Raw genomic sequence first — 26,988 nt, 5'->3', positions numbered from 1 at the left:
TGGTGTGGTGGTGGACCGCCGATCCGGTGGCACCGGTCCACTGGTGGCCTACGCGGTGCCGAGCCTTGGGGCCGATCCCGCGAAGGTCCGCAGAAGAGTGAGCGCCGCCTTGCTCCGGGCCGGGACGACAGCGGTCGTCCTGGTGAGACGGATTCCGAGGACGGCCGAGGGCGATCCCGACCTGAAGGCGCTGGAATCCGTTCCGGTGCTCACCCCCGGCCTCCTCCGTTCCTATGAGAGGGAGCTCACGACCGCCTTCCCCGCGGTCGCCCCCGAGGTCGAACTGCGTCCGGTCGACACGGAGCCGGGCCGCTTCACCCCCGCGGACCTGGACGCCCCGAAACCAGATCCCCGACCCGACGCGGGGCCCTCCCTCCCGGCCGGGAGGGAGCAGACCCTTCGGCCGGCGCTCATCGCGGGCGCGGAACTCCGTCCGGCCGAGGACGACCCCCGCACCGTCACCGAGGCGTTGCTCTCCCTTCCCACCTCACACCCCGCGACGGGGGTGCGGGTCATCGGCCGCGACCGGGACGAACTCCTGCCCTCCGCCGTCCTGCTCGACCGCGCCAAACGCGTTCTGGGGGGGCTGCGCAGCCGCGGACTGACCCCCGGCAGCCACGCCATCCTCCAGATCGACGACCTGGCGGAGTACTTTCCCGTGCTGTGGGGCTGCCTCCTGGGCGGCATCCGCTCCGTGACGATCACCCCACCCTCCTCCTACGCCGAGGACAGCCCCGAACTGGAGAAGCTGGCGGGCGTCTGGCGCAGGCTCCAGGCGCCCATCATCACCGGCGCGGCCGGGGCCACCGCCCTCGCCGGGGCCTTTCCCGGCTCCTCCGGTCCCAGCGCCGACGACATCCTCACCGTCGCGGAGCTGAGCGAGGACGAACCGAGTGAGGACGTCCATGGGGCGGCGCCGGACGATGTGGCGGTCCTCCAGCTCTCCTCGGGGAGCACCGGCCAGCCGAAGATCATCCAGATCACCCACCGCGCGGTGATCGAGATGGCGATCGGCTGCCGGGAACGCAACCGTGTGTCGGCGGGGGACGTCACCTTCAACTGGCTCCCCTTGGACCATGTCGTCCCCCTGGTCATGTTCCACCTGCGTGACGTGGTCCTCGGCTGCACCGGGATCCACGCCCCCACCGCCTACATCGCCGAGGACCCGCTGCGCTGGCTGGACGCGCTGGACAGGTACGGGGTGCACCACTCCTGGTCGCCGAACTTCGGCTACAAGATGCTGGAAGACGCCCTCGCGGCGGCGCCCGGCCGGAGCTGGGACCTCTCCTCGGTGAACACCCTGCTCAACGGCGGCGAGCAGTGCACGATGCCGGTGGTCCGCAAGTTCCTGGGGGCGACCTCCGGTTTCGGGCTCAGGCCCGACGCGATGGTGTTCTCGTGGGGGATGGCCGAGACCGCGACCGGGATCGTCTTCAAGTTCGTCTCCGAGGAGCGCAGCTCGCTGCTCGTGGCCACGGACTCCCTGGGCGGTGTCCTGCGGTTGGTGGACGCGGACTTCGACGGTGACACCGTGGAGTTCACCAACATGGGGTCGCCCGCGCCGGGGGCGCGGTTCCGGATCGTCGACGACGACGGGCGCGTCACGACCGAGAGGGTGATCGGCAGGCTCCAGGCACGGTCGGGCCGGGTCACCCCCGGCTACCTGAACGCCCCCGAGGTGAACGCGGCCGTCTTCACCGAAGACGGCTGGTTCGAGACCGGGGACCTGGCGTTCGTCCTCGACGGGGAACTCGTCATCGCCGGACGCGCCAAGGAACAGATCGTCATCAACGGCGCCAACTTCTACTGCCACGACATCGAGGACGCCTGTGGCGAGGTGGACGGCGTCTCCAACGGGCTCGTCGCGGCCTGCGGGGTCCCCGACGAGACCACCGGCAGCGAGTCCCTCGCGGTCCTCTACGTCCCCGACCCGTCCGCCGCCACCACCGGGGAGGAGACGCGCCGCCGGATCGTCGAGGTCGTCGCGTCCCGGTTCCGGGTCCTGGCCGCCCGCGTCATCCCCCTGGCCGAGGCCGAGCTTCCACGCACCTCCAGCGGCAAGATCCAACGTTCCGAACTGGTCGCCCGTATCCTCCGGGGCGACTACGGCGACGCGGGCACGGCCCCGGTGACCGTCCCCGACTGCCTCCACCGTCCCCGCTGGCTTCCGCTTCCCGCCATCCCCCGGACGCCGGCACCGGGACCGCGCGTCATCCTCGCCGACGACATGGGGGTGGCCGAGCGGCTGGACCGCTCCGACGGGGACGTCCTGGTCTGGGCGGGCGCAGGGTTCGAGGAGCGCCCGGACGGCTACGTCGTCAACCCCGACTCCGACGCCGACTGGTCGCTCCTGCGCGCCCGGCTGTCCGATGCCGGTCTGCGCTGGACGACGCTGGTCCACCTGTGGGGCTACCTTCCCGTCCCCGATCTGGACGGCGCCGAGGAGGCCGTCGAGGAGGCCCTGCGACGCTGCGGCTGGTTCCTGCTGTCCGCGGCCCGCGCCCTGTCACCGTTGGCGGAGGAACGGGGAGCCAGGCTCGTCACGGTCAGCCGGCAGTTGCACCGGATCACCGGCGCGGAACAGGTGTGCTTCCCCGCGGGTCTCACCCCGGTCGTGGCGGCCGTGCTCGCCGCGGAGACCCCCCACCTGCGCGCCCTCCACGTCGACCTGCCTGGAGACGACCCCGACGCCGACGCCGCCGCGCTGCGTTCCGCGATGGGATTGCGCGCCGACGCGGCCGAGATCGCCTGGCGTGACGGCCGGCCCCACGGCCTGGCCCTGTCCCCGGTCAAAGAGCGCACGGAGCCGCGCGACGCGCTGCGGCGAGGCGGACGCTACCTGGTCGCCGGGGGAGCCGGCGGGATCGGGACGGTGCTGCTGGACGATCTGGCCCGGCGCTACGACGCGCGCTTCCTGGTGGTCGGCCGCAGCGTCACCGCCCACGAGGAGGGGCGCCTGCGCCACCGCCCCGTCGACGTCTGCGACATGGCCGGGCTGCGCAAGGCGGTCGAGGACGCCGAGACGGAGTGGGGCGGCCCGTTGACGGGCGTCCTCCACCTGGCGGAACAGGGGTACCGGTTCCGGCTCCTCGACGAGGAGACCGCCGCCTCCTGGTGGGAGGCCCTGAGCGTGAAGGCGTGGGGGACCTGGAACCTGGCGATGATCGCCAGGGAGCGCGCGGACTGCCACCTCGTCGTCTTCTCCTCGCTGCTGGGCCGCTTCCCCTCCCTCGGCTACGGCGGCTACAGCGCCGCCAGCGGCCTCGCCGACGCCCTGTGCGGCCATCTGGCGGCGCACACCGACGTCCCCGTGCACAGCGTGCTGTGGGGGTCGTGGGACGACACCGGTCTGAACAGGGGCAACCCCTACGCGGTGGCGGCCCGGCAGAAGGGGCTGGTGACCCTCACCGCCGAGGAGGGGCGTCTGCTCACCCGGATGGTGCTACGCCACCCCGGCGGCACCTACCTGGCCGGGGTCAACCCGGCGGCCGAGGCGATGCGCCACCTGGTGGACGGCGACGAGCGGCTGGCGCTGGAACGGCCGGTGGTGGTGGCCGACCGGGCCGACCTCGACCTCCCCGCCCTCACCGACGCCTTCGGCGTCCGCGCCGATGTGACACCGAGTCCCCGCGGCCGGGAGGTCCGGCCGGACACCGACCCCGCGCCCACCGCCGACGAGGAGACCGTCCGCCTCGTCGAGGAGGTGTTCGCCGGCGTGGTGGCGGGTCCGCTGGAACGGGACCGGCGGTTCTACGAGCTCGGCATCGGCTCCCTCCAGATCCTGCAGGTGCACGCGCGGCTGGAGACCGCCCTGGGGCGGGAGATCCCCCGCACCACCATCTTCGAGTACCCCACCATCAACGCGCTGGCCGGCCACCTCGCGGCCGGGGCCGCCACCAACGGGCGAGGTGGGAGATGAGCGAGGACAAGAACCCCGTCGCCCCCCTGGCCATCATCGGGATGGCGGGCCGCTTCCCCGGCGCCGAGGACCTCTCCCGCTACTGGGACAACCTGTGCCGGGGCGTCAGCGCGATCACCGACGTCGAACCCGCCGAGCCCACGCCCGACCACGTGGGGGCCGGCGGCCGGCTCGAAGGCATCGACGAGTTCGACGCCGCGTTCTTCGGCATGACCCCGATGGAGGCCCGGCTCACCGACCCGCAACACCGGCTCTTCCTGCAGACCTGCTACCACGCCCTGGAGGACGCCGGATACCCCACCGAGCCCGCGGGAACGCGGATCGGGGTGTTCGCCGGCAGCGGGATGAACCTCTACCCGCAGCGCTCCTATCTGCTCACCCAGCTCCCGGCCGGCGCCGACGACGACCCCGTGTCCGGGCTGCGCACGGCCATCGGCAACCAGCCGGACTTCCTGAGCACACGTGTCTCCTTCCGCCTCGGGCTGACCGGCCCGGCCGTCGGGGTGCAGACCGCGTGCTCGACCTCCCTGGTCGCCCTCCACCTGGCGGCGCAGGCGATCGCGCAGGGCGACGCCGACATGGCGGTGGTCGGGGCCGCGGCGATCTCCATCCCCCAAGACGGCGGATACCGCTACACGGAGGGGTCCATTCTCTCCCGCACCGGTGTGTGCCGCCCCTTCAGCGCCGCCGCCGACGGGACGGTCGGCGGCAGCGGGGTCGCCGCCATCGTGGTCAAACCCTTGGACGCGGCGGTCGCCGACCGCGACCCGATCCACGCCGTCGTGCTGGGGACCGCGGTCAACAACGACGGGTCCGCGAAGGTCGGCTACACCGCGCCCAGCGTCACCGGCCAGGCCAGGGTGGTCCACGACGCCCTGGCCAGGGCGGGGGTCCACCCCGACGACATCGGCTACGTCGAGGCCCACGGTACGGGGACCGCGTTGGGCGACCCCATCGAGGTCCAGGGCCTCACCCAGGCCTACCGGTCGGCCACCGACCGCACCGGGTACTGCTACCTGGGGTCGGTCAAAGCCAACATCGGCCACCTGGACAGCTGCGCCGGGATGGCGGGGTTGATCAAGGCGGCCCTCGCGGTCAGACACGGGAGGATCCCCGGCCAGATCAACCTCGGCGAGGTCAACCCCGACCTGCGCCTGGAGCAGACCCCGTTCCGCATCAGCGAGCAGACCATCGCCTGGCCCGAATCCGCCCGCCCGCGCCGCGCCGGCGTGTGCTCCCTGGGGGTCGGCGGAACCAACGCCCACGTGGTGCTCCAAGAGCCCCCGACCAACACGTCACCCCGGTGGGCCGGGCCGGGGGTCCTGCCGTTGTCGGCCCACACCCCGGACGCGCTGGCCCGGCTCGCCGGAGGGTACCGCGACCGGCTGCGCGACGGCGCCGATCCCGGCGCGCTGTTCGCCGCCGCGGTGACCAACGCCAGGCCCATGCGCCACCGGCTGGCGGTCACCGGGTCCTCGCCCGCCGAGCTCGCCGCCGCCCTGGACGGGTACGCCTCGGGGGAGCACCGCGAAGGAGCGCGCTCCGGTCGCGCCATGACCGGTGATGGGACAACGCCGGGAGCCGACGCGCCCGTCTTCCTCTACTCGGGGCAGGGGCCGCACGCGCCCGGTATGGCGCGCGCCCTCTACCACGGTCACCCCGGATTCCGCGCGGTGCTGGACGAGTGCGACGCGACGTACCGCGAGACGTGGGGCGAGGGACTGCGCTCGGTTCTGGTCGACGGCGAGGGGCCCGACCAGTGGACGACCGACCTCCTCCAGCCCGCGCTCTTCGCCTACCAGGCGGCCCTCACCCGGCTCTGGGACGACCTGGGGGTCCGCCCCTCCCACGTGGTCGGCCACAGCGCCGGGGAGTACGCCGCGCTGTGGGCCGCGGGGGCGTTCTCCCTGGAGGACGGGCTCCACCTGGCGGCCGTCCGCGGCCGACTCATGCAGGAGGTCGCCGAGGAGGGCGGCATGCTCGCCGTCTTCGCGGACCCGACCGTGGTCGAGGAGGCGCTGACCCGCCATCCCGGCCTGGAGGTCTGCGTGGTCAACGGGGCCGGCCAGCACGTCGTGGGAGGGGCCGCCGGCGGGGTCGACGCGCTCGCCGAGGACCTGGCCCGACGCGGGGTGCACGCGCGCAGGCTCGCCGCCGGCCGGGCCTTTCACACCGCGTCGATGGACCCGGTGGTGGACCTGTTCGCCGAGCACGCCCAGGACGTGCGCCTGTCCCCCCTGCGCCGCCGCTTCTCCAGCAACCTCGGCGGGCGCAGGCTGGAGGCCGGTGACGTCATCGACGCCGACTACCTGTGCCGCCAGATCCGGGAGACGGCGCGTTTCGACCTGGCCCTGCGTGACGCCGGCCCCACCGGGGCGGGCGTGTTCCTGGAGATCGGCCCGGGGGCGGTCCTGACCGGGATCGGCCGCGGGGAGAGACCGGGGTCCGTCTTCGTCTCCTCGCACGGGCCCGAGGTCTCTCCGGCACAAGACATCCGCGCCGCCCTCGCGCGGTTGCACGCCGCCGGGGTGCCCGTGCGCTGGGGAAACCTCGTGCCCCCCGGCGTCGTGCGCGGGCGGGTCCCCGCCTACCCCTTCCAACGTGAAAGCCACTGGATCGGACCGATGGCGGGGGGACGACCCGCCGGGCCCGCCCCGGACGCTTCGGCGACGACCAGCGAACCGACGGCCACAGGGATGGACATGACGAGCAACGACCACGCCGCCGCGGACCGTCTCCACGAGCACGTCCTCGGGGTGGTGCGCGAACGCGCCGCCCACCACTTCGGCATGGAGACGGACCAGGTGGCGGCGGAGGACGCCTTCATCGACCTGGGGGCCGACTCGCTCGGCATGGTCAACATGCTGCGCGACGTCGAGCAGGCGTTCTCCGTCCGTGTCTCCATGCGCGAGCTGTTCGAGTCCGCGGACAGCGCCCAACGGCTCGCCGAGGCCGTGATCGACCGGCTCTCTCCCGACGAGGCGGAGCGGTTGATCGCCCGGAACGATCCCCGCCCCGAACCCGTCGAGACCGCGGCCCCCGCGCCGACGCAGCCGAGCCGAGACACCGCCCCGCCGGCCCCAGCCGGACCCGTTCCCCCGCCCGCGCCGGTCCTCCCCGCCCCGGCCCCCGCCGCGCCGGCGCCCGTGGCGGGCGCGCCCGGCAGCATCGCCCACGATCCGCCCGCCCCGCCCGCGGACGCGGACGGCGGAATCGAACGCATCATCAGCCAGCAGTTGAGCGTGATGCGTCAGCTCTCGGGGGTGATGGCCGACCAGCTCGCGCTGGCCAGGGCAGGGGGGAGCCAGCCGAGCGCGGCCCAGGAGGCGCGGACGGAACGGCCCGCCGACACCGCCCACAGCGCCGCCGAAACGGCCGCGACGCCCCCGCCAGGGCAACAGCCCCGCGCCCACGGCCCCAGGGTGGCGGTCGGCCGCGGCTCGGGCATGGTGACCGGGCGCTCCTCCCCCGAGCAGCGGCGCCACCTCGACGACCTCGTCCACAGGTACGAGACGGCGACACGCACGTCGAAGGACATCGCCCAACGTCACCGGGGCGCCCTGGCCGACAGCCGGTCGGTCGTGGGCTTCCGCAGCGCCACCAAGGAGATGCTCTACCCGCTGGCGGCCAGGAGGGCGCGGGGATCCTGGATCGAGGACGTCGACGGCAACCGCTACGTCGACATCACCATGGGGTTCGGCATCCTGCTGTTCGGCCACGAACCGGATTTCGTCAACGAGGCCATCCGCAGGCACCTGGACGGCGGTCTGCGGATCGGGCCGAGGAACGTGGAGACCGGCGAGGCCGCCGAACTCCTGACCCGGCTCACCGGGACGGACCGCGCCGCGTTCGCCACCTCGGGGACCGAGGCCAACTCCGCGGCCATCCGCCTGGCCCGGGCCTACACCGGCCGGCACAAGATCGTGATGTTCGAGGGCTCCTACCACGGCCACATCGACTCTCTATTGGCGCGCAGCGTCCGCGACGGGGACGGCCTGCGGAGCGTCCCGGTCTCCAGCGGGATCCCCGACAGCGCGGTCAGCGAGGTGATCGTGCTGGAGTACGGCGCCGCGGAGAGCCTGCGCGTCATCGACCAGCTGGGGCCGCAGATCGCCGCCGTCATGGTCGAACCGGTCCAGAGCCGCAACCCCTCCCTCCAGCCCGAGACCTTCGTCCGCGAGCTGCGCGAGGTGACCCGCAGGCACGGCAGCGTGCTCCTCTTCGACGAGATGCTCACCGGTTTCCGCCCCCACCTCCAGGGCGCCCGGGGCTTCTTCGGGGTCGAACCGGACCTGGCCACCTATGGCAAGGCCCTCGGCGGCGGCTTCCCGATCGGGGCCATCGCCGGCCGGGCCGCCATCATGGACGGCGTCGACGGCGGATACTGGCGCTACGGCGACGACAGCTTCCCGCCGGCGGAGACCACCTTCTTCGGCGGCACCTACACCCAGCATCCGTTGGCGATGAGCGTGGCCCGCGCCGTGCTCAGCCATCTGGAGACGCACAGCCCGCAGTTGCAGGAGCGGCTCAACGCCCGCACCCAGGGGCTCGCCACGACGTTGAACGCCTTCTTCGAGGAGGAGGAGTACCCCGTCCGCGTGGCGCACTTCGGCTCCCAGTTCCGGTTCGAGTACCGGGGGAACATGGAGCTGTTCTTCCACCACCTCCTGCTCAACGGCGTGTACGTGTGGGAGTGGCGCAATTTCTTCCTGTCCACCGCGCACACCGACGAGGACGTCGACCACATCGTCCGAGCGGTGCAGACGTCGCTGCGCGAGATGCGCCGGGGCGGCCTGTTCCCGTCCCAACGACCCGTCCTGGCCGCCGGGGCGCGGCCCGCCGCCGCGCAGGCCACCGCGCCGAGCGCGTCACGGCCCGCCCCCTCCGCCCCCGCGGCGCGGGTCGAGCCCAGGCGCACCGCCGCCCCCGACTTCAGCATCTACTTCTTCGGCGACTACCCCGAGGAGGTGTCCCGCGAGGCCGCCTACCAGTTGATCCAGGACTGCGCCAAGTTCGGTGACGACCACGGCTTCCACGCGGTCTGGCTGCCGGAACGGCACTTCCACTCCTTCGGCGGCATCTTCCCCAACCCCTCGGTCCTGGCGGCGTCACTGGCCACGCAGACCACGCGCATCCGCCTGAACTCGGGCAGCGTGGTGCTGCCCCTGCACAACCCGATCCGGGTGGCCGAGGAGTGGTCCCTCGTCGACAACCTGTCCAAGGGCCGTGTCGGACTGGGCTGCGCCAGCGGCTGGCACGCCAACGACTTCGTCTTCTTCCCCGAGCGCTACGGCCGCCACAAGGAGGTGATGTACGAGCAGATCGAGACGGTCAGGCGGCTGTGGCGGGGCGAGAAGGTCACCGGCCGGTCGGGGACGGGCGAACGCGTCGACGTCGGCCTCCACCCCCGTCCGGTCCAGCCGGAGCTGCCGATGTCCGTGGCCATCGTCGGCAACCCCGACAGCTACCGCATGGCGGCCGAACACGGGCTCGACGTCGTGACCAACCTGATGGGGCAGTCGATCGAGCAGCTCGCCGACAACGTCGCCCGGTACCGGTCGGCGCGGGCCGAGCACGGGCACGACCCCCACACGGGCCGGGTCACCGTGCTGGTGCACACCTACCTCGGTCACGACGTCGAGCAGGCCAGGGCCGCCGCCCGCGACCCGTTCTGCCGTTACCTGCGCTCCTCCCTGTCGCTGTTCGGGCAGACGACGAACAGCCTCGGGTTCTCCATCGATCTGGAGAACACACCGGAGGAGGACGTCGACTTCATGCTCGGCATGGCCTTCGAACGCTACTGCGAGAGCCGGGCCCTCATCGGCACCGCGGACAGCTGCGCCCCCGTGGTGGAGGCGCTGCTGGACGCGGGCGTCGACGAGATCGCGGCCTTCGTCGACTTCGGCCTGCCCCCGCACGAGGTGCTGCGCGGACTGCCCGAACTGGACAGGGTGCGCAGGCGCTACCAGGAGGGCGGCGCGGCCACCTCCGCCAGGCCCCTGGCGGAGGTGGCGCGGGGCGGGCCGAAGGTGACGGACGTGGCCCCGCTGTCGTTCGCCCAGCAGCGGATCTGGTTCCTCGACCGGCTCCTGCCCGGGCGCCCCACCTACACCGAGGCCAAGGCGATCGACCTGCGCGGCCGGCTCGACGTGCCCGGGCTGCGTTCCGCGCTGCGCTACGTGGTCGAACGCCACCCGGCGCTGCGGACGGTGTTCCGGGAGGTGGACGGCGAACCCCGCCAGGTCGTCCTGGGCCACGTGGACCTGGAATGCCAGCTGCGCGACCTCGCCGACGCCGACGTGGACGGGGCCGTGGCGGAGGCGGTCGCGGAGGAGGGGCGCCGCCCCTTCGACCTGGAGGAGGGGCCGCTGCTGCGGGCGCGGATCCTGCGGTTCGCGGACGACCACCACGTCCTGGTCCTGGCGATGCACCACATCATCGTCGACACCGTCTCGGCCCTGGTCTTGACCCGGGAGATCACCGAGGCCTACCGGGCCGGGGCCGAGGGACGCGCGGTGGACCTTCCCGACCCGCGCATGACCTACGTCCGCTTCGCCCGGGAGCAGCGCGAGGCCGTGGCGCAGGGAGCGGCGGAGGCGAGCCTGCGCTACTGGGCGGAGCGGCTCGCGGGCCCCCTCCCCGAGCTGCGGCTTCCCCTCGACCGTCCCCGCCCCCCGCTCCCGGTATCGCCGGGCCGGTCCCTGTTCCGCGTGCTGCCCGAGGAGCTGTCGCAGCGGCTGCGGGCGCTGTCCCGCTCACAGAGGGCCACCCTGTTCATGACGCTCGTGGCGGGTCTGGGGGCCGTCCTGCACCGCTTCAGCGGCCAGGACGACATCCTGGTGGGCACCCCGATCGCGGGCCGCCCGGAGGGCACGGAGGACGTCGTCGGCTTCTTCGCCAACACCCTCGCGCTGCGGCTCGACCTGTCGGGGGACCTGTCCTTCCGCGAACTGCTCGGCCGGGTGAAGGACACCCTGCTGGACGCCTACGAGCACGACGACGCGCCGTTCGAGGAGGTGGTCAGGCGGGTCAACCCCGAACGGGACCCCGGCCGCAGCCCGATCTTCCAGGTCATGGTCGAATTCGAAAACGAGGCGATCTTCGAGTTCGACCTCCCCGGGGTCCAGGCGCGGCTGCTCGACGTGGGCGTGGACCGGGCGCCGTTCGACCTCACCCTGTACCTGGCCAACCTGCCCGAGGGCATCCACTGCCAGATCGAGTACAACGCGGACGTCTTCGACGAGCCCACCATCGGACGGATCGCCGACTACCTCCACGACGTCCTGGCCGCCGCGGTCCAGGACCCCGACGAGCGGCTGTCCCACCTGGGCGGGGTGAGCCGGCAGGACCGGAGGCTGCTGCTGGAGTGGGGCGCGGGCGAACCCCGGCCCGAGCCGCCGTGCCCGCACCTGCTCGTCGAACGCCGGGCCGCCGAGCACCCCGACCGCACCGCCGTCGTCGGCGTGGCCGGCGACCTCACCTACCGCGAGCTCAACGCGGCCGCCAACCGGCTGGCCCGACGGCTGCGCGCCGCGGGGGTCGCCCCCGACGACCGGGTGGGCGTGCGGCTCGCCCGCTCCCCCCGGCTCATCGCCGCGCTCCTGGCCGTGGCCAAGGCCGGCGGCGCCTACCTGCCGCTGGACCCCCTCCAGGGGGAGGAACGGCTGGCGTTCATGCTCGCCGACAGCGGCGCCCGGGTGCTCCTCACCGAGGGGGAGACGGCGGCGACGGCCCCCGAGGGGGTCACCGTCCTGCGCGTCGACGAGCCGGCCGGGGCCGAGGCGGAGGGGATCGACGACGGCGACCTCGACTGCGTGACCACCCCCGACAACCTGCTGTACTGCCTGTACACCTCAGGTTCGACGGGACGCCCCAAGGGCGTGGAGATGCCCCATCGGGGCCTGGCCAACCTGGTGGACTGGTACCTGCGCGCCCATGCGCCCGCCCGGACGCTCCAGTTCGCCTCCTGCGGCTTCGACGTGGCCAGCCAGGAGATCTTCACGACGCTGGCCTCCGGCGGAACCCTCGTCCTCGTCACCGAGGAACAGCGCTTCGACCCGCCCGCGCTGGCGCGCGTGGTGCGGGCCCACGGGGTCGAACGGGTCATCATGCCCTTCACCCCGCTCCAGTACCTGCTGGAGGCCCTGCTCGCGGACGGGCCCGCCCCCGCCCTGCGCGAGGTGATCAACACGGCGGAGCGGCTGACCCTCACCGAGACGGTGCGGCGCTTCCTCGCGGCCAACCCCGACTGCGCCCTGTACAACGAGTACGGGCCGACCGAGACCCACGTCGTCACCTCGCACCGGGTGGACGATCTCGACGACCGGGTGCCACCGGTCGGGCGCCCGATCTCGGGCACCACCATCCACCTCCTCGACCAGGCGCGGCGGCCGGTGCCGGTCGGCGCGGTCGGCACGATCCATGTCTGCGGGGCCGGGGTGGCGCGCGGCTACCGCGACCGTCCCGAGGAGACCGGGCGGGCGTTCGGCGAGGACCCCTTCGCGCCCGGAGCGGGACGGCGCATGTACCGGACCGGCGACCTGGGGCGGTGGCGCGCCGATGGGACGCTCGAATACCTGGGCCGAGACGACGGTCAGGTGAAGATCCGCGGCTGGCGGGTGGAACCCGGAGAGGTCGAACACGCGCTCAACGGCCTGGACGCGGTCCGCCAGGCCGTGGTCCTGGCCCACGAGGACGCAGACGGCGGGACCTATCTCGCCGCCCACGTCGTCCTCGCCGAGGACGCCGGCCTCGACCCGCAGACCGCGGGGGAGCGGGTGGCCGCGCTGCTGCGCGAGCGGCTTCCGCACTACATGATCCCGCGCGCCTGGGCGTTCCCCGACGCGTTGCCGACGAACGTCAACGGGAAGGTCGACCGCGGGGCGCTGCCCGCGCCCGCACCCGCGGAGGACGAGGGCGTCGCCTCCGAGGGGGAGCGCATCGGACGGCTCAGGAAGATCTGGGAGAGCCACCTGGGAGTGTCGGGGATCGGGCCGGACCGCTCGTTCTTCGAGGTCGGCGGGCACTCGTTGCAGGCGGTCGGCCTGCTCAACAGGGTCCGCGACGAACTGGGCGTGCAGGTCACCCTCACCGAGTTCTTCCAGCGGCCGACCATCCGCGACATGGCGGCGCTCGCGGACCAGGGCCGCGAGCGGACCGACGGGGACCTCCGCCCGGCCACGCGGGTCCAGGGGGTGCTGTGAACCTCGACGAACTCCTGCTGTACCTGCGGGAAGAGGACGTCCGCCTCGCCGAGCGGGACGGACGGCTGGCCTTCGACGCCCCCGAGGGGGCGCTCACCGACACCGTGATGACCGCGCTGCGCCGGCACCGGGACGCCCTGCTCGAGTGGGTCGCCCGGGAGGAGACGGCCCCGTGGTCGAGCGGCCCGGCGACCTGGATGCAACGCCACCTCGCCGACCGGCACGCCCTCACCGAGAATCCGGCGACCTGGAACGTCTCCTACCGCCTGAACCTGTCGGGCGGGCTCGACGTCACAGCCCTGGAACGGGCGGCCGAACTCCTGGCCGAACGCCACGACGTGCTGCGCACCCGCTTCCGCAGGTACGCCGGCGGCCTCGTCCAGGAGGTCCTTGCCACAACCCCGATCCGCCCCGTCCTCGTCGACCTGCGGCCCGCGAACGGCCGGGAGGCCGCGCCGCAGCGCGTCGAGGAGTGGTGCCAGGCCACCGCGCAGGAACCGTTCGAGATCGACGCCGGACCGCTCGTCCGCCTCCCCCTGGCCCGGGTGGGGGAGCGGGAGTGGGTGCTCATGCTGGTCCAGCACCACATGATCACCGACGCCGTCTCGGTCGCCGTCGTGCTGAACGACCTCGCCCGGTTGTACACCGCCACGGTCCGTGGACGCGCGCCCTCCCTGCCCCCGCCGCGGACCCGGCTCGTCGACTACGCCAGATGGCAGCGGCGCCAGCTCCAGGGGGCTGAGGGGGAGCGGCTGGCGGACTACTGGCGGCGCCAGCTCGCCGGCGCCGACCTCTCCCTGCCCCTGCCCGGCGACCGGCCCAGACCCGACCGGCTCTCCGGGGCGGGCGCGGTGGTCACGATGGCGATCGAGCCGTCGCTGACCGACCGCCTGGAGGAGTACGCCAGGTCGCGGCGGGTGACGCTCTACACGGTGCTGTTGACCGCCTTCGGGCGGCTGCTCGCCGACCTGACCGGCCGCCACGAGGTCGTGCTCAACGGCAACTCGGCCAACCGCGACCGCGGCGAGCTGGAGGGCCTGGTCGGCATGCTCGTGACCTCCTTTCCTCTCCGGCTCGGCTTCGACCCCGCGCGCACGGCCGACGAGACCGTGCGCGCGGTGGGCCGGACCGTCGCGGGCGCTCTCGACCACCAGGCGCTGCCCCTGCCGCTCATGCGCGAACTGCTCCGGTTCCAGGACCGGCCCGGCGGGGACCGCTACGCCCAGTCCTGGTTCGTCCTCAACCCCGCCGATCCCGGTGGCCTGGAACTGCCCGACCTGCGCGTCGAGGTGGAGGAGGTGCCCATTCCCGGGGCCCGGTCGGATCTGGGGGCGCTGGTCGTCCCCGACAACGGGCTGCGAGTCCTGTGGGAGCTGTCCACCGACTTCCTGTCCACCGCGACGGTCGAGTCGTGGGTGGGGCGCTACCGCGCCCTGCTGGAAGGGCTCCTCAAGGATCCGGACAGGAAGGTGACGGAGTGGCGCTGACACACGACCCCTGGCACTCGGCGGGTGACGCCTCCGACCCGCGTCTGCACCTCGTCTGCCTGCCCTACGCGGGAAGCCTCGCGCCGCCCTTCCTGGACTGGGCCGCGCTGCTCCCCTCGGGCGTGGAGCTGCTGTCCGCCCGCCCGCCCGGCCGGGGCGCGCTGCGGGGCGGGCCGGCGCCGGCGACGATCCCGGACGTGGCCGAAGCCCTGGTGGACCCGCTCCTGGAGCGCCTGCGCGGACCCTTCGTGCTCTTCGGCCACAGCATGGGAGCGCTGATCGCCTTCGAGCTGGCCCGGGTCTTCGAGGACCTGGACGCCGGGCCGCGGCACCTGTTCGTCTCCAGCTACCGCGCTCCGCAGCTGCCGATGGGGCGACGGCAGTTCCACCTCGCCCCCGACGCCGAGCTGGCGGCCCATCTCGACGTCCTCTCCGACGGGGCGCTCGGCGCCTGCCCGGACTCCTCTCTGGTGCCGATCCTGCGCGGGGACCTGCGGTCGTGCGAGACCTACGAGTTCGCCGGCGATCCCCTCCTGCGGACCCCCGTCACGGCCTTCCACGGTGCCGCCGACCCGCTGTTCTTTGCCGCCGAGGTCCGCGGGTGGCGGGAGGTGACGCGAGCGGCGTTCGAGTTCGTCGAGCTCCCCGGCGGCCATTTCCACCTGCACGCGACGAGACGGGAGGTGCTGGCGCGGATCCTCCGCGCGGGGGACGCGCCGTCCGGGCCGCCCGCCGGCCGGCGGGCGACCCCGAGGGTGGGAGAGGCGATGGCGCCGGACCGGGAATGACCTTCTTCCATGCCTCGCGCGCGCCGGCCGGTCCGGACCGTGGACGGGCGGGCCGAGGGCGCCGAGGCCCGCACGGCGGGCCGTCCCCCGCCCACCGGCCTCCCGCTCCACGAACGGGCGAGACCGTTCCCGAGGCCGGCACGTCCGCCGATCCCCGAGCCAGGCCGACATCCATGGTGTCGGTTCCCCGCCCGCCGTGGTCCGGTGCCGGGACCGGTGCACAACGTGGTCGACTACCGTGGGGAGGTGTGCGACGACACCCGGCCCCGCCCGAACGGGCGTCCCGTCGGTCAGGTCACCGCCGTCCGCGACCAGCGGGCTGCTGCCGGCGCGTTCACCACGCCGCGTGGTACCGCCCGTTCCCCGCGTGGACCTCCCCCACCGTCGAGGATCGCCGTCGACACCTCCGAGGGCGGCCCGCAGGGCCGCACGGCCCCTTCGCCGGGCGAGCGGGCCGCCGGACGGGACGGAGCCTCGCGGCCTTCCCAGCGGCCGGCCGCAATGGCCCGACGTGGGTGTTGACGTCTCCGTTCCGTTGGAACCCGACCGAGAAGAGGATCGTCCGTGATCGAGTTGAAGTCCGCGCGGGAAATCGAGCGCATGCGTGTCACCGGGGAGTTCGTCGCCCAGGTTCTGACCGAACTCGGCGAGCGGGCGGACGTCGGCGTCAACCTCCTCGACCTGGAGCGGCACGCCCGTGACATGATCCGCCGGCGCGGCGCGGAGTCCTGCTACTGGGACTACGCCCCCTCCTTCGGAAAGGGACCGTTCCGCAACGTCGTGTGCCTGTCCGTCAACGACGCGGTCCTGCACGGGCTGCCGCACGACTACACGCTCCGCGACGGAGACGTCCTCAGCATGGACATCGCCGTCGGGATCGACGGCTGGGTGGCCGACTCGGCCCGGACCGTCATCGTCGGGGCGGCGGCGGAGGAGGACCTGAAGCTCGTCGAGGCCACCGAGGTGGCCCTGGAGGCCGCCATCGAGGCCGCGCGTCCGGGGAACCGCCTCGGGGACATCTCGGCCGCCATCGGCGCGGTCGCGGCGGGATACGGCTACCCCGTCAACACCGAGTTCGGCGGTCACGGGCTGGGGCGCACCATGCACGAGGAGCCCCACGTGCCCAACAAGGGCCGCGCGGGCAAGGGGCTCAAGCTGAAGGCGGGCATGACCCTGGCCCTGGAGCCCTGGTTCGCCCGGACGACGGACCGGATCGTGTTCGACCCCGACGGCTGGACGATCCGCTCGGCCGACGGTTCCCGGGGCGCGCACTCCGAGCACACGGTCGCCATCACCGAGGACGGTCCCCTCGTCCTCACCCGGCGCGAGGAGACCCCGCGGGAGCGGGGGGAGGAAAACGCCCGGTCCGTCTCGGCCCGGTAGCGGATACGGGCGAAGACCCGGTTGCCCGCGCCCCCTGCGACTTCGCCGCTTTGGAAGCCCGATCCCCGGGGAGGCCCCCCTCGCGTGCCGCGGTGGGGGCGCCCGGACCCCCGACGAGGGTCCGGGCGCCCTGTTACCGGCTCACAGGGACCCGAGACGCGCTTCGGCCTCCTCCCGCGCGGCGCGGAGGGCCTCGTCGAGATGCTCGACCTGACGCCCGCCGGCGCTGGCCGTGGTGCCGCGTCCTCCGGCGCCTCCCCCGATCATCGCGGCGGCCCTGGTCAGCAGATCGCGTGCGTTCGTCCCGTTCTCGGCCAGACGGTTGCCCATGGCGACGGTCAACGCGGCCTTGCCCTCGGCCTCGGTGGCGAGGACGACCACGCCCTCCGAGGCCCCGCGGCGCTGGAGGACCGACGCGGCGACCGTGCGCAGCTCGTCCCGTTCCACCTCGTCGACGCGGGAGACCACCAGCCAGCCGCCACCGGACGCGCGCGCCCGACCGGCCAGCCGCTCGGCGATGCCCTCCAGTTCCCTCCTGCGCATCTCGGCGAACTTCTTCTCGGCGTCGGCCAGTGAGCTCAGGCGTTTGGTCAGCGTGTCGACCGCCGCGTCACGGCCGACTCCCAACAGGCCGGTCAGCTCGTTGAGCAGCATCCGTTCCCGGTCGAAGTGGCGCAGGGCGTCCCGGCCTGTCAGCGCCTCGATCCGGCGCAGGCTCGAACCGATCGAGGACTCGCTGAGGATGTGGACGGGCCCGATGGCCGCCGCGTTGTCGACGTGGGTTCCCCCGCACAGTTCGCGGGAGAAGTCGCCGATGTCGACGACGCGCACCACGTCCCCGTACTTCTCGCCGAAGAGCGCCATGGCCCCGGCCGCCTCGGCCTCGGCCCGGCTCGTGTGCCAGACGCGGACCTCGGGCTCGTCCAGGATCGCCTCGTTGATGAGGGTGGAGATGTCGTCGATCCGGTCCTGGTCGAGCGCGGAGAAGTGGGCGAAGTCGAACCGGAGGCGGCCGGGGGCGACCAGGGACCCCTGCTGGCGCGCGTGGTCTCCCAGGGTCCTGCGCAGCATGGCGTGGAGAACGTGAGTGGCCGAGTGCGACCTCGCCACGGCCGTGCGGCGGTCGGGATCGACCTCGGCGCGCACCTCCTCTCCGATCCGCACCGTGCCCGACGTGACGCGGCCCTTGTGCACGGTCAGTCCCACGACGCCGGCACGGGTGTCGCGGACCTCGACGAGCGCGCCGTCGCGGCTGCGGATGACTCCCGCGTCGCCCACCTGCCCGCCGGACTCGGCGTAGAAGGGCGTCTGGTGGAGCACCACCTCGACCTCCTGGCCCTCGTCGGCGTGCTCGACCAGGTCGCCGCCGACGATGAGGGCCGCGATCGTGCTCTCCGCGGTGGTGGTGTCGTAACCGACGAACTCGCTTGACCCGAAGCGGGCGGCGACGTGTCGGTAGGCCTCCAGCCGCGCCAGTGCGGCCCCGGTGCGCTCCTTGCCGCTCTGTTTGGCGCGGCGCTGCTGTTCCTCCAGGAGGGCGGTGAAGCGTTCCTGGTCCACCTCCAGGCCGGCCGCGCCGGCCGCCTCCGTCGTGAGGTCCACCGGGAAACCGTAGGTGTCGTGCAGCTCGAAGGCGGTGTCCCCGGACAGGGACGAGGAGCCGGTGTCACGCGCGCGCTCGATCGCGGCCTCCAGCAGCCGCGTCCCCTGGCGCAGGGTGCGGTTGAAGGTCTCCTCCTCGGCGGAGACGACCTGTTCGATCAGGGAGGACTGGGTGGTCAGCTCCGGCCAGTCCTCGCCCAGATTGCCCACCACCGAGGCCGTCACCTCCGCCAGCACGGGCCGGTCGATGCCGAGCAGACGGGCGTGGCGCACGACACGGCGCATCAGCCGGCGCAGGATGTAGCCGCGCCCTTCGTTGGAGGGCAGGACACCGTCGGCGATCAGGAAGGCGATCGACCGGGCGTGCTCGGTGACGACCTGGAAGGACACCGACTCGGGTGAGCCGTCGTGTCCGGGGAAGCGCCGGCCGGCCAGCTCCTGCGTGGCCTCCAGGGTGGGGGCGAGCAGATCGGTCTGGCAGACCGTGTCGACCCCCTGCAGGATCGCGGCGAGCCGGTCCAGACCAAGGCCCGTGTCGATGTTCTTCTTCTGCAGGTCGCCGAGGACGGCGTAGTCCTTCTTCGCGGGACCCTCGCCACGCAGCTTCTCCATGAACACGAGGTTCCACAGCTCGACGTAACGTTCGTCGTTCACGGCGGGGCCGCCTTCGGCGCCGAAGGCGGGGCCGCGGTCGTAGCACAGCTCGGAGGAGGGGCCGCACGGGCCCGGAACCCCCATCGACCAGTAGTTGTCCTCCACGCCGAGCCTGTGGATGCGTTCGGCCGGCACGCCGATCGAGCGCCATATCCGCGCGCTCTCGTCGTCGTCGAGGTAGACGGTGATCCACAGCCGTTCGGGGTCCAGGCCGTAGCCCTCGGTGAACAGTTCCCAGGCCCACGCGATCGCCTCGGCCTTGAAGTAGTCGCCGAAGGAGAAGTTCCCCAGCATCTCGAAGAAGGTCGCGTGACGGGTGGTGCGGCCGACGTTGTCGATGTCGGAGGTGCGCGCGCACTTTTGCACCGTCATCGCCCGGGGGGAGTCGGGCACCGCCTCACCGAGGAAGTAGGGCTTGAACTGGTTCATCCCCGCGTTGGCCAACAGAAGGGTCGGGTCGGAGGGGATGAGGGGACTCGACGGAACACGGATATGGCCGCGTTCACCGAAAAAAGCGAAGAAGGTGTCGCGGATTTCCCTGGAAAGCACGGAGGACCTTTCGGAGTCCGGTACGGACGCCAACCGGACCGCACCGCACACGATGGCGGGCGGGTCCTCGCCAAGAGGATCTTGCCCAGGCGGAGTCCGTGGGGAACGACGTCGAAAGAAGAACTCGCCGAGCCGGCCGAGGGAATCAGGCGAGGAGGCTGTCCTCGGATTCCGGCTCGGCGCAGATAGCTCGCCGTCGTGCCAGCAGACCCATGGTGACTTTCCATATCGATGAGCTCGGGAGCGCGTGGAAGCGCACCGTCGCGTTTCGCTCGATCGACTTTAACACGGCCGTCCCTTCACCCGAAGGGGCGGAAAAGCACGGCGACGGAAACGGACTTCGGCGGCTTCGCGATCCCCGCGAGGGGAGGCGGGGCGATCGGTCCCGGCTCCCCGTCGGGAAACGCCCCGGGAACAGGGGGCGTGGCCCGAAGCCTCCTGCGCGTCGGCGGCCACACGCCTGCTGCGCCGCGCCCGCCGCCGGTGTGCGCCGGTGTCCGTCCCGGGGGTGGCGCCGTCACCGCGATCCGGGCCGGCCCCCGGGCGACGCCGAGGTGCCGGTGTGGTCGAGGCGGCGGCGACGGTCGCGCCCGCCAACCCGGTGACCGTTCGTGCCGATGCGGTGGTGAGCCCCACGGGATCGTCTACACCCTGGTCGGCCTCGTACACGTCGCGTCACAGACGAGGTGCGGGCCGGCCCGCCCGGGGCCCGTCCGCCATGGGCGGGGCCGTCGCGGCGGGGCTCACCCCTCCAGGCCGGCGCGGCGCAGGATGCGCGTGACCACATCGGTCTTGTCGGCGTAGTTCTGCACGTACTGCCAGGTCCGCGTGGCAAGGGAGCGCTTGGTCTCGGCGTAGAGCCGCCGGTCGGCGGCGTCGGCGCGCAACCGGTCGCGAAAGAGCAGCATCCGGTCGATCTCGGGACAGCCGTGGGACAGCACGTGCAGGTTGGCCGAATCGGCGCTCGGGTCGAGACCCTCCTTGCGGAGCAGGCGATGCTCGTACCAGGACGGTTCGCGGATGACGAGCGCGAAGCCCACCTCCGCAAGGCGAGGGACATAGGCCGCCTCGTCGGCCGAGTCGGGGACGATCAGCAGCATGTCGATGACGGGTTTGGCGGGCAGTCCCGGCACGGAGGTGGAACCCACGTGCTCGACCCGGTGGTCGAGACCGTCCAGACGCTCGGCGATGGGGGCGGCCTCCCGCGCGAAGACCTCGGGCCAGCGCGGATCGTACTCGGCGAGGCTGATCCGGCCGTTCAACCTGGGGGCCGCTCCGACGTTCGCGGCCTCGATCTCCTCCGGGGTCATCGGCCGGCGGGGGGCGTCTCGTTCCTGGTCGCCCGGAGCGGACATGAGGGGCTCCTGTCCTCGACGGTACGGGTCGGCCCCCAGTATCCCCCGGGACCGAGGGGCCATCCGCGCCTGCCGCGCGCCGGTGGAGGGCGGCGTAGGCTCCGGGGCATGCACGGCACCCTGACGGAACACGCCCGCTGCCTCTACGGAGACGAGTACCGGCCCGTACCGGAGTGCGACCTCGACCACCGGGAGCATGCCTTCGTCGAGGAGTTGACCTTCGCCGACGCGGATTCGATCCTGACCATGCTACGCGAGCTCTGCCCCCACCTGGTCGACGGGTACCTACCGGTCTGGATCCGCAACCTCTCCTACCGGCTGGTGCTCCTGCAACGGCCACAGGACCCCGCGCTGCTGCGGGAGGCCGCCGAGAGCCTGTGGCTGCACGGGCCGGACTGGGACGACATCGCGATGGACCTGAGAAGGCGGGCGCAGGCGCTGGAGTCGCGGTGACCACGGCCTGAACAGGGCCGGGGGATGGAGCCGAAGGGGGACGGGACGAGGGCCGGTTCCGGCAACCGCGGGATTTATTAACCCAGGGTCATCGTTCCAACGCCGATGGTAACGTCCTGGTTTCCAGGCGGTCGCCCCGAATCCACGGGTTTTCCGCGGTGTCGAGTATGGAGAGGACCGACCCCATGGGCTCCCAGCGCGTCCAGGTGGCACAGCAGCTTCCCGAGGCCTACGCCAAGCTGGCCGAGATCGGCGAGATCGTGGGCGGGGTCATCGACACCGACCTGCTCACGCTGATCCAGCTGCGCGCCTCCTACCTGAACGGGTGCGCCTTCTGCGCGGACCTGCATGCCCACGAGGCGCTCAAGGCCGGTCAGTCCCCACAGCGGCTTGTGCTCATCGGTGTCTGGCGCGAGGCGGCGGGCCACTTCACCGAGGCCGAACGCGCCCTCCTGGAGCTGGTGGACGCCACCACCAGGCTCGGCGGGCAGGGGTCCCCGACGGGGGTCTACCGACGCGTGGCCGACCACTTCTCCGAACGGCAGGTCGCCGCGTTCCTCATGGCCATCGGGCTGATCAACCTCTACAACCGGTTGGGGTCGCCACCGCCATGGCACCGCCCCGGCGCTGAGGACGCCGTCCCCGGCCGAAGGCGGGCGCGGCGACGGCGTCCCTCACGGCACGCCGGAGGCGTCGGGGCCGGGACGGACCCGGACAGGTCACCGGGGGCGCCGGCCCTGCACCGAGTAGATGACGCAGGAACAGGCCCGAAACCCCGGGTCGGCCAGCAGGGTCCGGACCTCGGCGAGCCGCTGGTCGGTCAGCCCTTCGCGCAGGAACGCCTCACACAGGTGGCGGGTGTGGTGGGAGATCAGGTGGACACCAGGGGAGTCGGCGTCCCACATCTCCACGTGAGGCCGCGGATCGACGTCGACCAGCCCGGCCCGGAGCATCGCCTCGGCGCTGTGCCCCACGCGGGGTCGGCCCCGGCCCGGAGCATCAGGCGGATCTCGGCCTCCAGGAACTCCTCGAACAGATCGCGGGCTTCGGCGAGAGCGGGGCCGTGGGCTTTAGGCACGGGGAGACGTCCGGGGTGGCGGTCCGGCGGCCGGACGCGGATCGGGAGCGCTCCCGATCCGCGTGGTCGGCTCCGCCGGACCTTCACGCCCACCGATCACGCGGAGGCGGCGGACGATGGCGCGGGTCGGTTCAGCCGCGCGGGGTGCAGGTGGGGACGGGGACCTGGTTGGTGCCGTTGTGGGAGGCGGTGAAGCCGAACGACGCGGACTGCCCCGCCGGGAGGTGACCGTTGTAGCTCTTGTTCACGGCGGTGACCACGCCGCCGTCGACGGTGACGTCGGCGTTCCACGCCTGGGTGATCTGCTGGCCGTTGGCGAAGGTCCAGGAGACCTGCCAGCCGGTGACGTCCTCGACCGCCGTGACCTCGACCTCGCCCTGGAAGCCGCCGCTCCACTGGTTGACGACCTCGTAGACGGCGGTGCAGCCGCCCTCGGGCTCAGGGGAGGGATCGGGCGAGGGGTCCGGAGAGGGCTCGGGGGAGGGGCCGGGCCCGTCGTAGACACTGGCGATCTCGGCGGTCTCGACGATCCCGTTGGGGCCGTTGAACAGCCGCTCACCCCACGCGGTCAGACTGTCGGGGTTGAAGTCGTCCACCAGGTCGAGGTACTCCACCCCGCCGCCGTTGCCGCTGTAGGACCAGCCCAGATAGCCGATCTGCAGCTCCTCGGCGGTGGCCAGGATGGCGTCCTCGTCGGGGTTGCCGTCACTGTGGTTGTGGCCGAACTCGCCGACCATGATCGGCAGGCCGGCGTCGACGTAGGAGGTCAGGTAGCTCTCGATCTCGGCGGCGGTGTCGTAGACGCCGTACATGTGCACGTCGAAGACGAGGTTGGCCGCGGGGTCGCTCTGGAAGATCTGCTGGGCGTTGTCGCGCATGGTGAACGACCAGTCCTGTCCCCAGTTGGGGGCGTCGACCACGATGGTGTGGTCGAACCCGGCGTCGCGCAGCCTGTCGATCGCCTGCGTGGTGGCGCCGGTCCACTGTTGGTAGTCGGTGTTGCCCCACGGCTCGTTGCCGATGTTGAGCAGCACGTAGGCTTCCTGGCCGGTCAGGACGTCTTGGATGTCGATCCAGTAGTCCACCGCCTGGTCGAGGCTGGCCGCGGCCCCCTCCTCGCCGTAGCCGGTGGTGTCGTGGACCTCCAGCACGCAGATCAGCTTGTTGGCCTTGCACTCGGAGATCACGTTGGCGACGTCGGCGGCCTCGCTGCGGGTCCAGCGGTGCCCGCTGCTCAAGACCACGCGCACCGAGTTGGCCCCGAGGTCGGCGATCTCGGCGAAGGATTCCGTCTCGTGGGTGAACCAGGCGTGGGGGTGGTTGACCCCGCGGAAGACGAAGTCGTTGCCGTTGGCGTCGACCAGGCGGCCGTCGCGGATCTCGAAGCCGGTCTCGGCGTGGGCCGGCTGGACGACGAGGAGGAAGGAGAGTAAGAGGGTGGCCACCGCCGAGGCGATGATGGCGAGGCGGGTACGCATGGATGGGCTCCTAGGCGAGGATGTCGTCACGGGCGTTGAGCCGGAACGTGAACAGACGTACTGGCCGGCCGGCTCCGTTCGGGTTCAGGGGACGGGCGCACCATCAGGCGGGCGGGCCGCATGGTCGCGGGAGGCATCGCGTGGCCGACACGTCGGCGGTGCCCTGGGCATCCGGTTTCGGGAGCGCTCCCAAAAGCGCGTCGTCGCCGCCTGTTCCGCGCGCGAGGCGGCCGGTACGTCATGGGGGCGCGGCGGCCTTCCGCGCGAGCGGACCCGCCCGGCGAACGCCGAGCCGTCGTGCTCGCCGAGGATGAGCGCGAGGGTCCGTTCGGCCCGCATGAACTTCCTCCTGCGGTCTCGCCGCCGTTACACCGCCTTAATGTAACCAGAATCGGCGCCCGCGGACAGAGGGGAAAGTGATCTGGATCACCGTAGTGAATCTACAAGGTAAAGGAGGCGGGAAGAGGGAGGTGAAACGTCAAGGATGTGATGGGCCCTCCGGGGGAGAGGTGAAAATTCCGCCGAAAATTATCTGAGAAGGCGCGACGCGTCGCGGGTGGGCCCTCGCCGAGGTGTCGAGGGGTGGCTCCGAGGGCGCTGACGGAGTGGTGCGACCTCCCCGTGGACCAGGGGAGCGAGTCCCGTCGGGTCGTGGAGGTCTTGGGGAGCGGCTTTGGGGCCCGGGTGTCCGTCGCCGTTCCCGGGCGAGGGGGCCGGCCCGTCCGGGTGGCACGGCGCCGAGAGTGGTCGGCCGGCGCGCGCCGGGGCGGGGCGTTGGACGGGTTTCGAAGTGGGCCGTTCCCCGCCGTCTTTTGAGACACTTATGTCGCAAAAGAGCTAGGATTGTTTCATGACATCGGATCGTGACCAACTTCTCCGCGCCGCGGCGGACCATCTCGCCCGCCGCCCCAACGCGACTCAGGACGAGATCGCCAAGGCGATCGGGATCAGCCGGGCCACCCTGCACCGGCACTTCGCCGGGCGCCGCGAGCTGCTGGCGGCGGTGGAGGAGTCCGCCGTCACCCGGATGGACGAGGCCCTGCGCGCGGCCCGCCTGGAGGAGGGGACGGCCACGCAGGCGCTGCACCGCCTGACCACGGCCTGCGAACCGGTCGCCCCCTTCCTGGCGCTGCTGTACACCCAGGGCCAGGACATACCCGAACAGACCCATCCGGGCTGGGAGGACATCGACGAACGGATTCTCGAACTGTTCCGGCGCGGCCAGCGCAGCGGGGAGTTCACCCCCGACCTGTCCGCGGCCTGGCTCACCGAGGCCTTCTACAGCCTCGTGGCCGGCGCGGCGTGGTCCGTCCAGAGCGGGCGCGTCGCCGCCCGCGACTTCCAGCACATGATCACCGACCTGCTGCTGCACGGCGTCGCCTCGGCCGGCAGACCCTCCAGGGAGACGGACCGATGACCACCGCCCCGAGCTCTTCCGACATCCGGCAGCGCCGAGGACGCTGGTGGGCCTTCAGCACCCTGGTCCTCGCCGTCCTGCTGATCGCCGTCGACGGCACCGTGCTGGGCATGGCCACCCCCTTCATCAGCGAGGACCTCGCCCCCACCGGCACCCAGCTGCTGTGGATCGGCGACATCTACTCCTTCGTCCTGGCCGGCCTGCTGGTGACCATGGGCAGCCTCGGCGACCGCATCGGCCGCAAGAAGCTCCTGCTGACCGGCGCCACCGCCTTCGGCCTGTTCTCGGCGCTGACCGCCTACGCTCCCACGGCCGAGGCCCTGATCCTGGGCCGGGCCCTGCTCGGCGTCGCCGGCGCCACGTTGATGCCCTCCACCCTGGCGCTGATCCGCAGCCTCTTCCCCGACCCGGCGGAGCGCAGCACCGCGATCGGCATCTGGGCGGCGGCGACCTCCGGCGGAGCCGCCTTCGGCCCCGTCCTGGGCGGCCTCCTGCTGGAGAACTTCTGGTGGGGGTCGGTCTTCCTGATCAACGTCCCGGTCATGGCGCTGCTGCTGCCCGTCGGCATCAAGCTGCTGCCCGAGTCGAAGAACCCCGACCCCGGTCCGTGGGACCTGCCCAGCGTCGGGCTGTCCATGGTCGGCATGATCGGCGTCGTCTACGCGATCAAGGAGACGGCGGCGCACGGCCTGAGCGCGGGCACCGCGGCCGCGGCCCTGGTCGGCGTTTTCGCCCTGGTCCTGTTCGTCCGGCGGCAGGTCCGGCTCCCGTCACCGCTCATCGACGTGCGGCTGTTCGCCAACCGCGCCTTCTCCGGGGTGATCGGCGCCAACCTGCTGTCGGTTCTCGGCATGTCCGGGCTGGTCTACTTCCTGTCCCAGTTCTTCCAGCTCGTCCAGGGGTACAGCCCCTTCGTCGCGGGACTGGCCGAACTGCCCGCCGTCGTCGCGTCGATGGGGAGCGGGCTGGTGGCCGGGTGGTTGGTGCGCCGCTCCTCCGTCCGGGTCGTCCTGAGCGGGGGGATGGCGACGATGGGGGGCGCGTTGGCCCTGCTCGTCCTCCTCACCCCCGACAGCGGCTACGCGCTGATGGCCGTGTCGCTGTTCCTCGTCGGCGTCGGCATGGGCCTGGCCTTCGCGGTCGCCAACGACGTCATCCTGTCCAGTGTCCCCAAGGACCAGGCGGGGGCGGCCTCGGCGGTCTCCGAGACCGCCTACGAACTGGGGATGGCCCTGGGGATCGCGGTCCTGGGGTCGATCATCACCGGCGTCTACCAGCGTTTCGAGGTGCCGCCCGGTATGCCCGCGGCGGCCGTCTCCGACGCCCGTGGTTCCCTGGGTGGCGCCGCCGAAGCGGCCGCGGCCCTGCCGGCCGAACAGGCCCAGGCGCTGCTCGACGCCGCGCGGGCCGCCTTCACCACCGGCCTGGCCTCGGCCGCGGCCATCGGCGCCCTGCTCCTGCTGGCCGCCGCGGCGGCCTCCTGGGTCATGCTCAAGAACCACCGTCCGGGAGAGGGGGCACCGTCCGGCCACGGGTGACGGCCACGCCCGTACCGGCGTTCCGCCTGCTCCCGGACCTCGACGGTGCTGCCCTGGGCGGCGTCGCACCGACGCCGCCCGGCC

12 protein-coding genes and 1 pseudogene are annotated in these 26,988 nt (G+C 72.5%); 9 read left to right on the top strand and 4 right to left on the bottom strand.

Annotated features, from left to right (window positions below):
- Positions 1 to 10 precede the first annotated feature (10 nt).
- The 5 genes from B5D66_RS02235 (at position 11) to map (ending at position 16,780) form a co-directional block, all read left to right on the top strand.
- Positions 11 to 3,919, top strand: coding sequence for an AMP-binding protein (locus tag B5D66_RS02235; protein ID WP_235000650.1), 3,909 nt, complete (start codon positions 11 to 13; stop codon positions 3,917 to 3,919).
- Entirely contained in the window at positions 3,916 to 13,122 is a 9,207-nt protein-coding gene (locus B5D66_RS02230) for a hybrid non-ribosomal peptide synthetase/type I polyketide synthase (RefSeq protein WP_078759853.1), read from the top strand. Before B5D66_RS02235 ends, B5D66_RS02230 begins: the two co-directional genes overlap by 4 nt.
- Positions 13,119 to 14,609, top strand: a complete 1,491-nt coding sequence (locus B5D66_RS02225; RefSeq protein WP_078759852.1) for a condensation domain-containing protein — start codon at positions 13,119 to 13,121, stop codon at positions 14,607 to 14,609. The genes B5D66_RS02230 and B5D66_RS02225 overlap by 4 nt, the downstream gene beginning before the upstream one ends.
- A complete protein-coding gene (locus B5D66_RS02220) occupies positions 14,600 to 15,397 on the top strand; it encodes a thioesterase II family protein (protein ID WP_159457201.1) in 798 nt (265 codons plus the stop codon). Before B5D66_RS02225 ends, B5D66_RS02220 begins: the two co-directional genes overlap by 10 nt.
- A 564-nt stretch (positions 15,398 to 15,961) precedes the next feature.
- The gene (gene map / locus B5D66_RS02215; protein ID WP_078759850.1) at positions 15,962 to 16,780 is read left to right on the top strand and encodes a type I methionyl aminopeptidase; all 819 of its coding nucleotides are present in this window, start codon (positions 15,962 to 15,964) and stop codon (positions 16,778 to 16,780) included.
- Positions 16,781 to 16,921: 141 nt separating this feature from the next.
- On the opposite strand, the gene alaS is transcribed toward map, so the two are convergent.
- Entirely contained in the window at positions 16,922 to 19,585 is a 2,664-nt protein-coding gene (gene alaS / locus B5D66_RS02210; protein WP_078759849.1) for an alanine--tRNA ligase, read from the bottom strand.
- 743 nt (positions 19,586 to 20,328) lie between these two features.
- Positions 20,329 to 20,940 carry a GrpB family protein gene (locus tag B5D66_RS02205; protein ID WP_235000648.1) on the bottom strand — a complete coding sequence of 204 codons (612 nt, stop codon included), beginning with the start codon at positions 20,938 to 20,940 and terminating at the stop codon, positions 20,329 to 20,331.
- A 108-nt stretch (positions 20,941 to 21,048) separates the two neighbouring features.
- On the opposite strand from B5D66_RS02205, the gene B5D66_RS02200 reads away from it, so the two are divergent.
- Both B5D66_RS02200 and B5D66_RS26420 read left to right on the top strand, forming a co-directional pair.
- Positions 21,049 to 21,393, top strand: a complete 345-nt coding sequence (locus tag B5D66_RS02200; RefSeq protein WP_078759848.1) for a hypothetical protein — start codon at positions 21,049 to 21,051, stop codon at positions 21,391 to 21,393.
- 167 nt (positions 21,394 to 21,560) lie between these two features.
- Positions 21,561 to 21,788, top strand: a pseudogene (locus B5D66_RS26420) (carboxymuconolactone decarboxylase family protein); the annotation flags it as partial.
- Positions 21,789 to 22,112: 324 nt separating this feature from the next.
- Here B5D66_RS26420 and B5D66_RS02190 read toward each other — a convergent pair.
- The gene (locus B5D66_RS02190; protein WP_235000690.1) at positions 22,113 to 22,367 is read right to left on the bottom strand and encodes a hypothetical protein; all 255 of its coding nucleotides are present in this window, start codon (positions 22,365 to 22,367) and stop codon (positions 22,113 to 22,115) included.
- 235 nt (positions 22,368 to 22,602) lie between these two features.
- Entirely contained in the window at positions 22,603 to 23,949 is a 1,347-nt protein-coding gene (locus tag B5D66_RS02185; RefSeq protein WP_078759847.1) for a cellulase family glycosylhydrolase, read from the bottom strand.
- Between the two features lie 850 nt (positions 23,950 to 24,799).
- Here B5D66_RS02185 and B5D66_RS02180 point away from each other — a divergent pair.
- Both B5D66_RS02180 and B5D66_RS02175 read left to right on the top strand, forming a co-directional pair.
- Entirely contained in the window at positions 24,800 to 25,366 is a 567-nt protein-coding gene (locus B5D66_RS02180; protein WP_078759846.1) for a TetR/AcrR family transcriptional regulator, read from the top strand.
- Complete coding sequence (locus B5D66_RS02175; RefSeq protein WP_078759845.1) at positions 25,363 to 26,904, top strand: MFS transporter; 1,542 nt, start codon at positions 25,363 to 25,365, stop codon at positions 26,902 to 26,904. Before B5D66_RS02180 ends, B5D66_RS02175 begins: the two co-directional genes overlap by 4 nt.
- Positions 26,905 to 26,988 lie beyond the last annotated feature (84 nt).

The sequence above is a fragment of the Marinactinospora thermotolerans DSM 45154 genome (genome assembly GCF_900167435.1).
Taxonomy (GTDB): Bacteria; Actinomycetota; Actinomycetes; order Streptosporangiales; family Streptosporangiaceae; genus Marinactinospora; species Marinactinospora thermotolerans.
Note: the sequence above shows the minus strand (reverse complement) of the source record. Positions and strands in the feature narration are given on the sequence as shown.

What these genes read in the sequence shown, in the direction of transcription:
- B5D66_RS02205 (WP_235000648.1), bottom strand. Translation starts at nt 20,940, where the DNA reads ATGTCCGCTCCGGGCGACCAGGAACGAGACGCCCCCCGCCGGCCGATG.
- B5D66_RS02175 (WP_078759845.1), top strand. Translation starts at nt 25,363, where the DNA reads ATGACCACCGCCCCGAGCTCTTCCGACATCCGGCAGCGCCGAGGACGC.
- B5D66_RS02185 (WP_078759847.1), bottom strand. Translation starts at nt 23,949, where the DNA reads ATGCGTACCCGCCTCGCCATCATCGCCTCGGCGGTGGCCACCCTCTTA.
- B5D66_RS02180 (WP_078759846.1), top strand. Translation starts at nt 24,800, where the DNA reads ATGACATCGGATCGTGACCAACTTCTCCGCGCCGCGGCGGACCATCTC.
- B5D66_RS02230 (WP_078759853.1), top strand. Translation starts at nt 3,916, where the DNA reads ATGAGCGAGGACAAGAACCCCGTCGCCCCCCTGGCCATCATCGGGATG.
- B5D66_RS02200 (WP_078759848.1), top strand. Translation starts at nt 21,049, where the DNA reads ATGCACGGCACCCTGACGGAACACGCCCGCTGCCTCTACGGAGACGAG.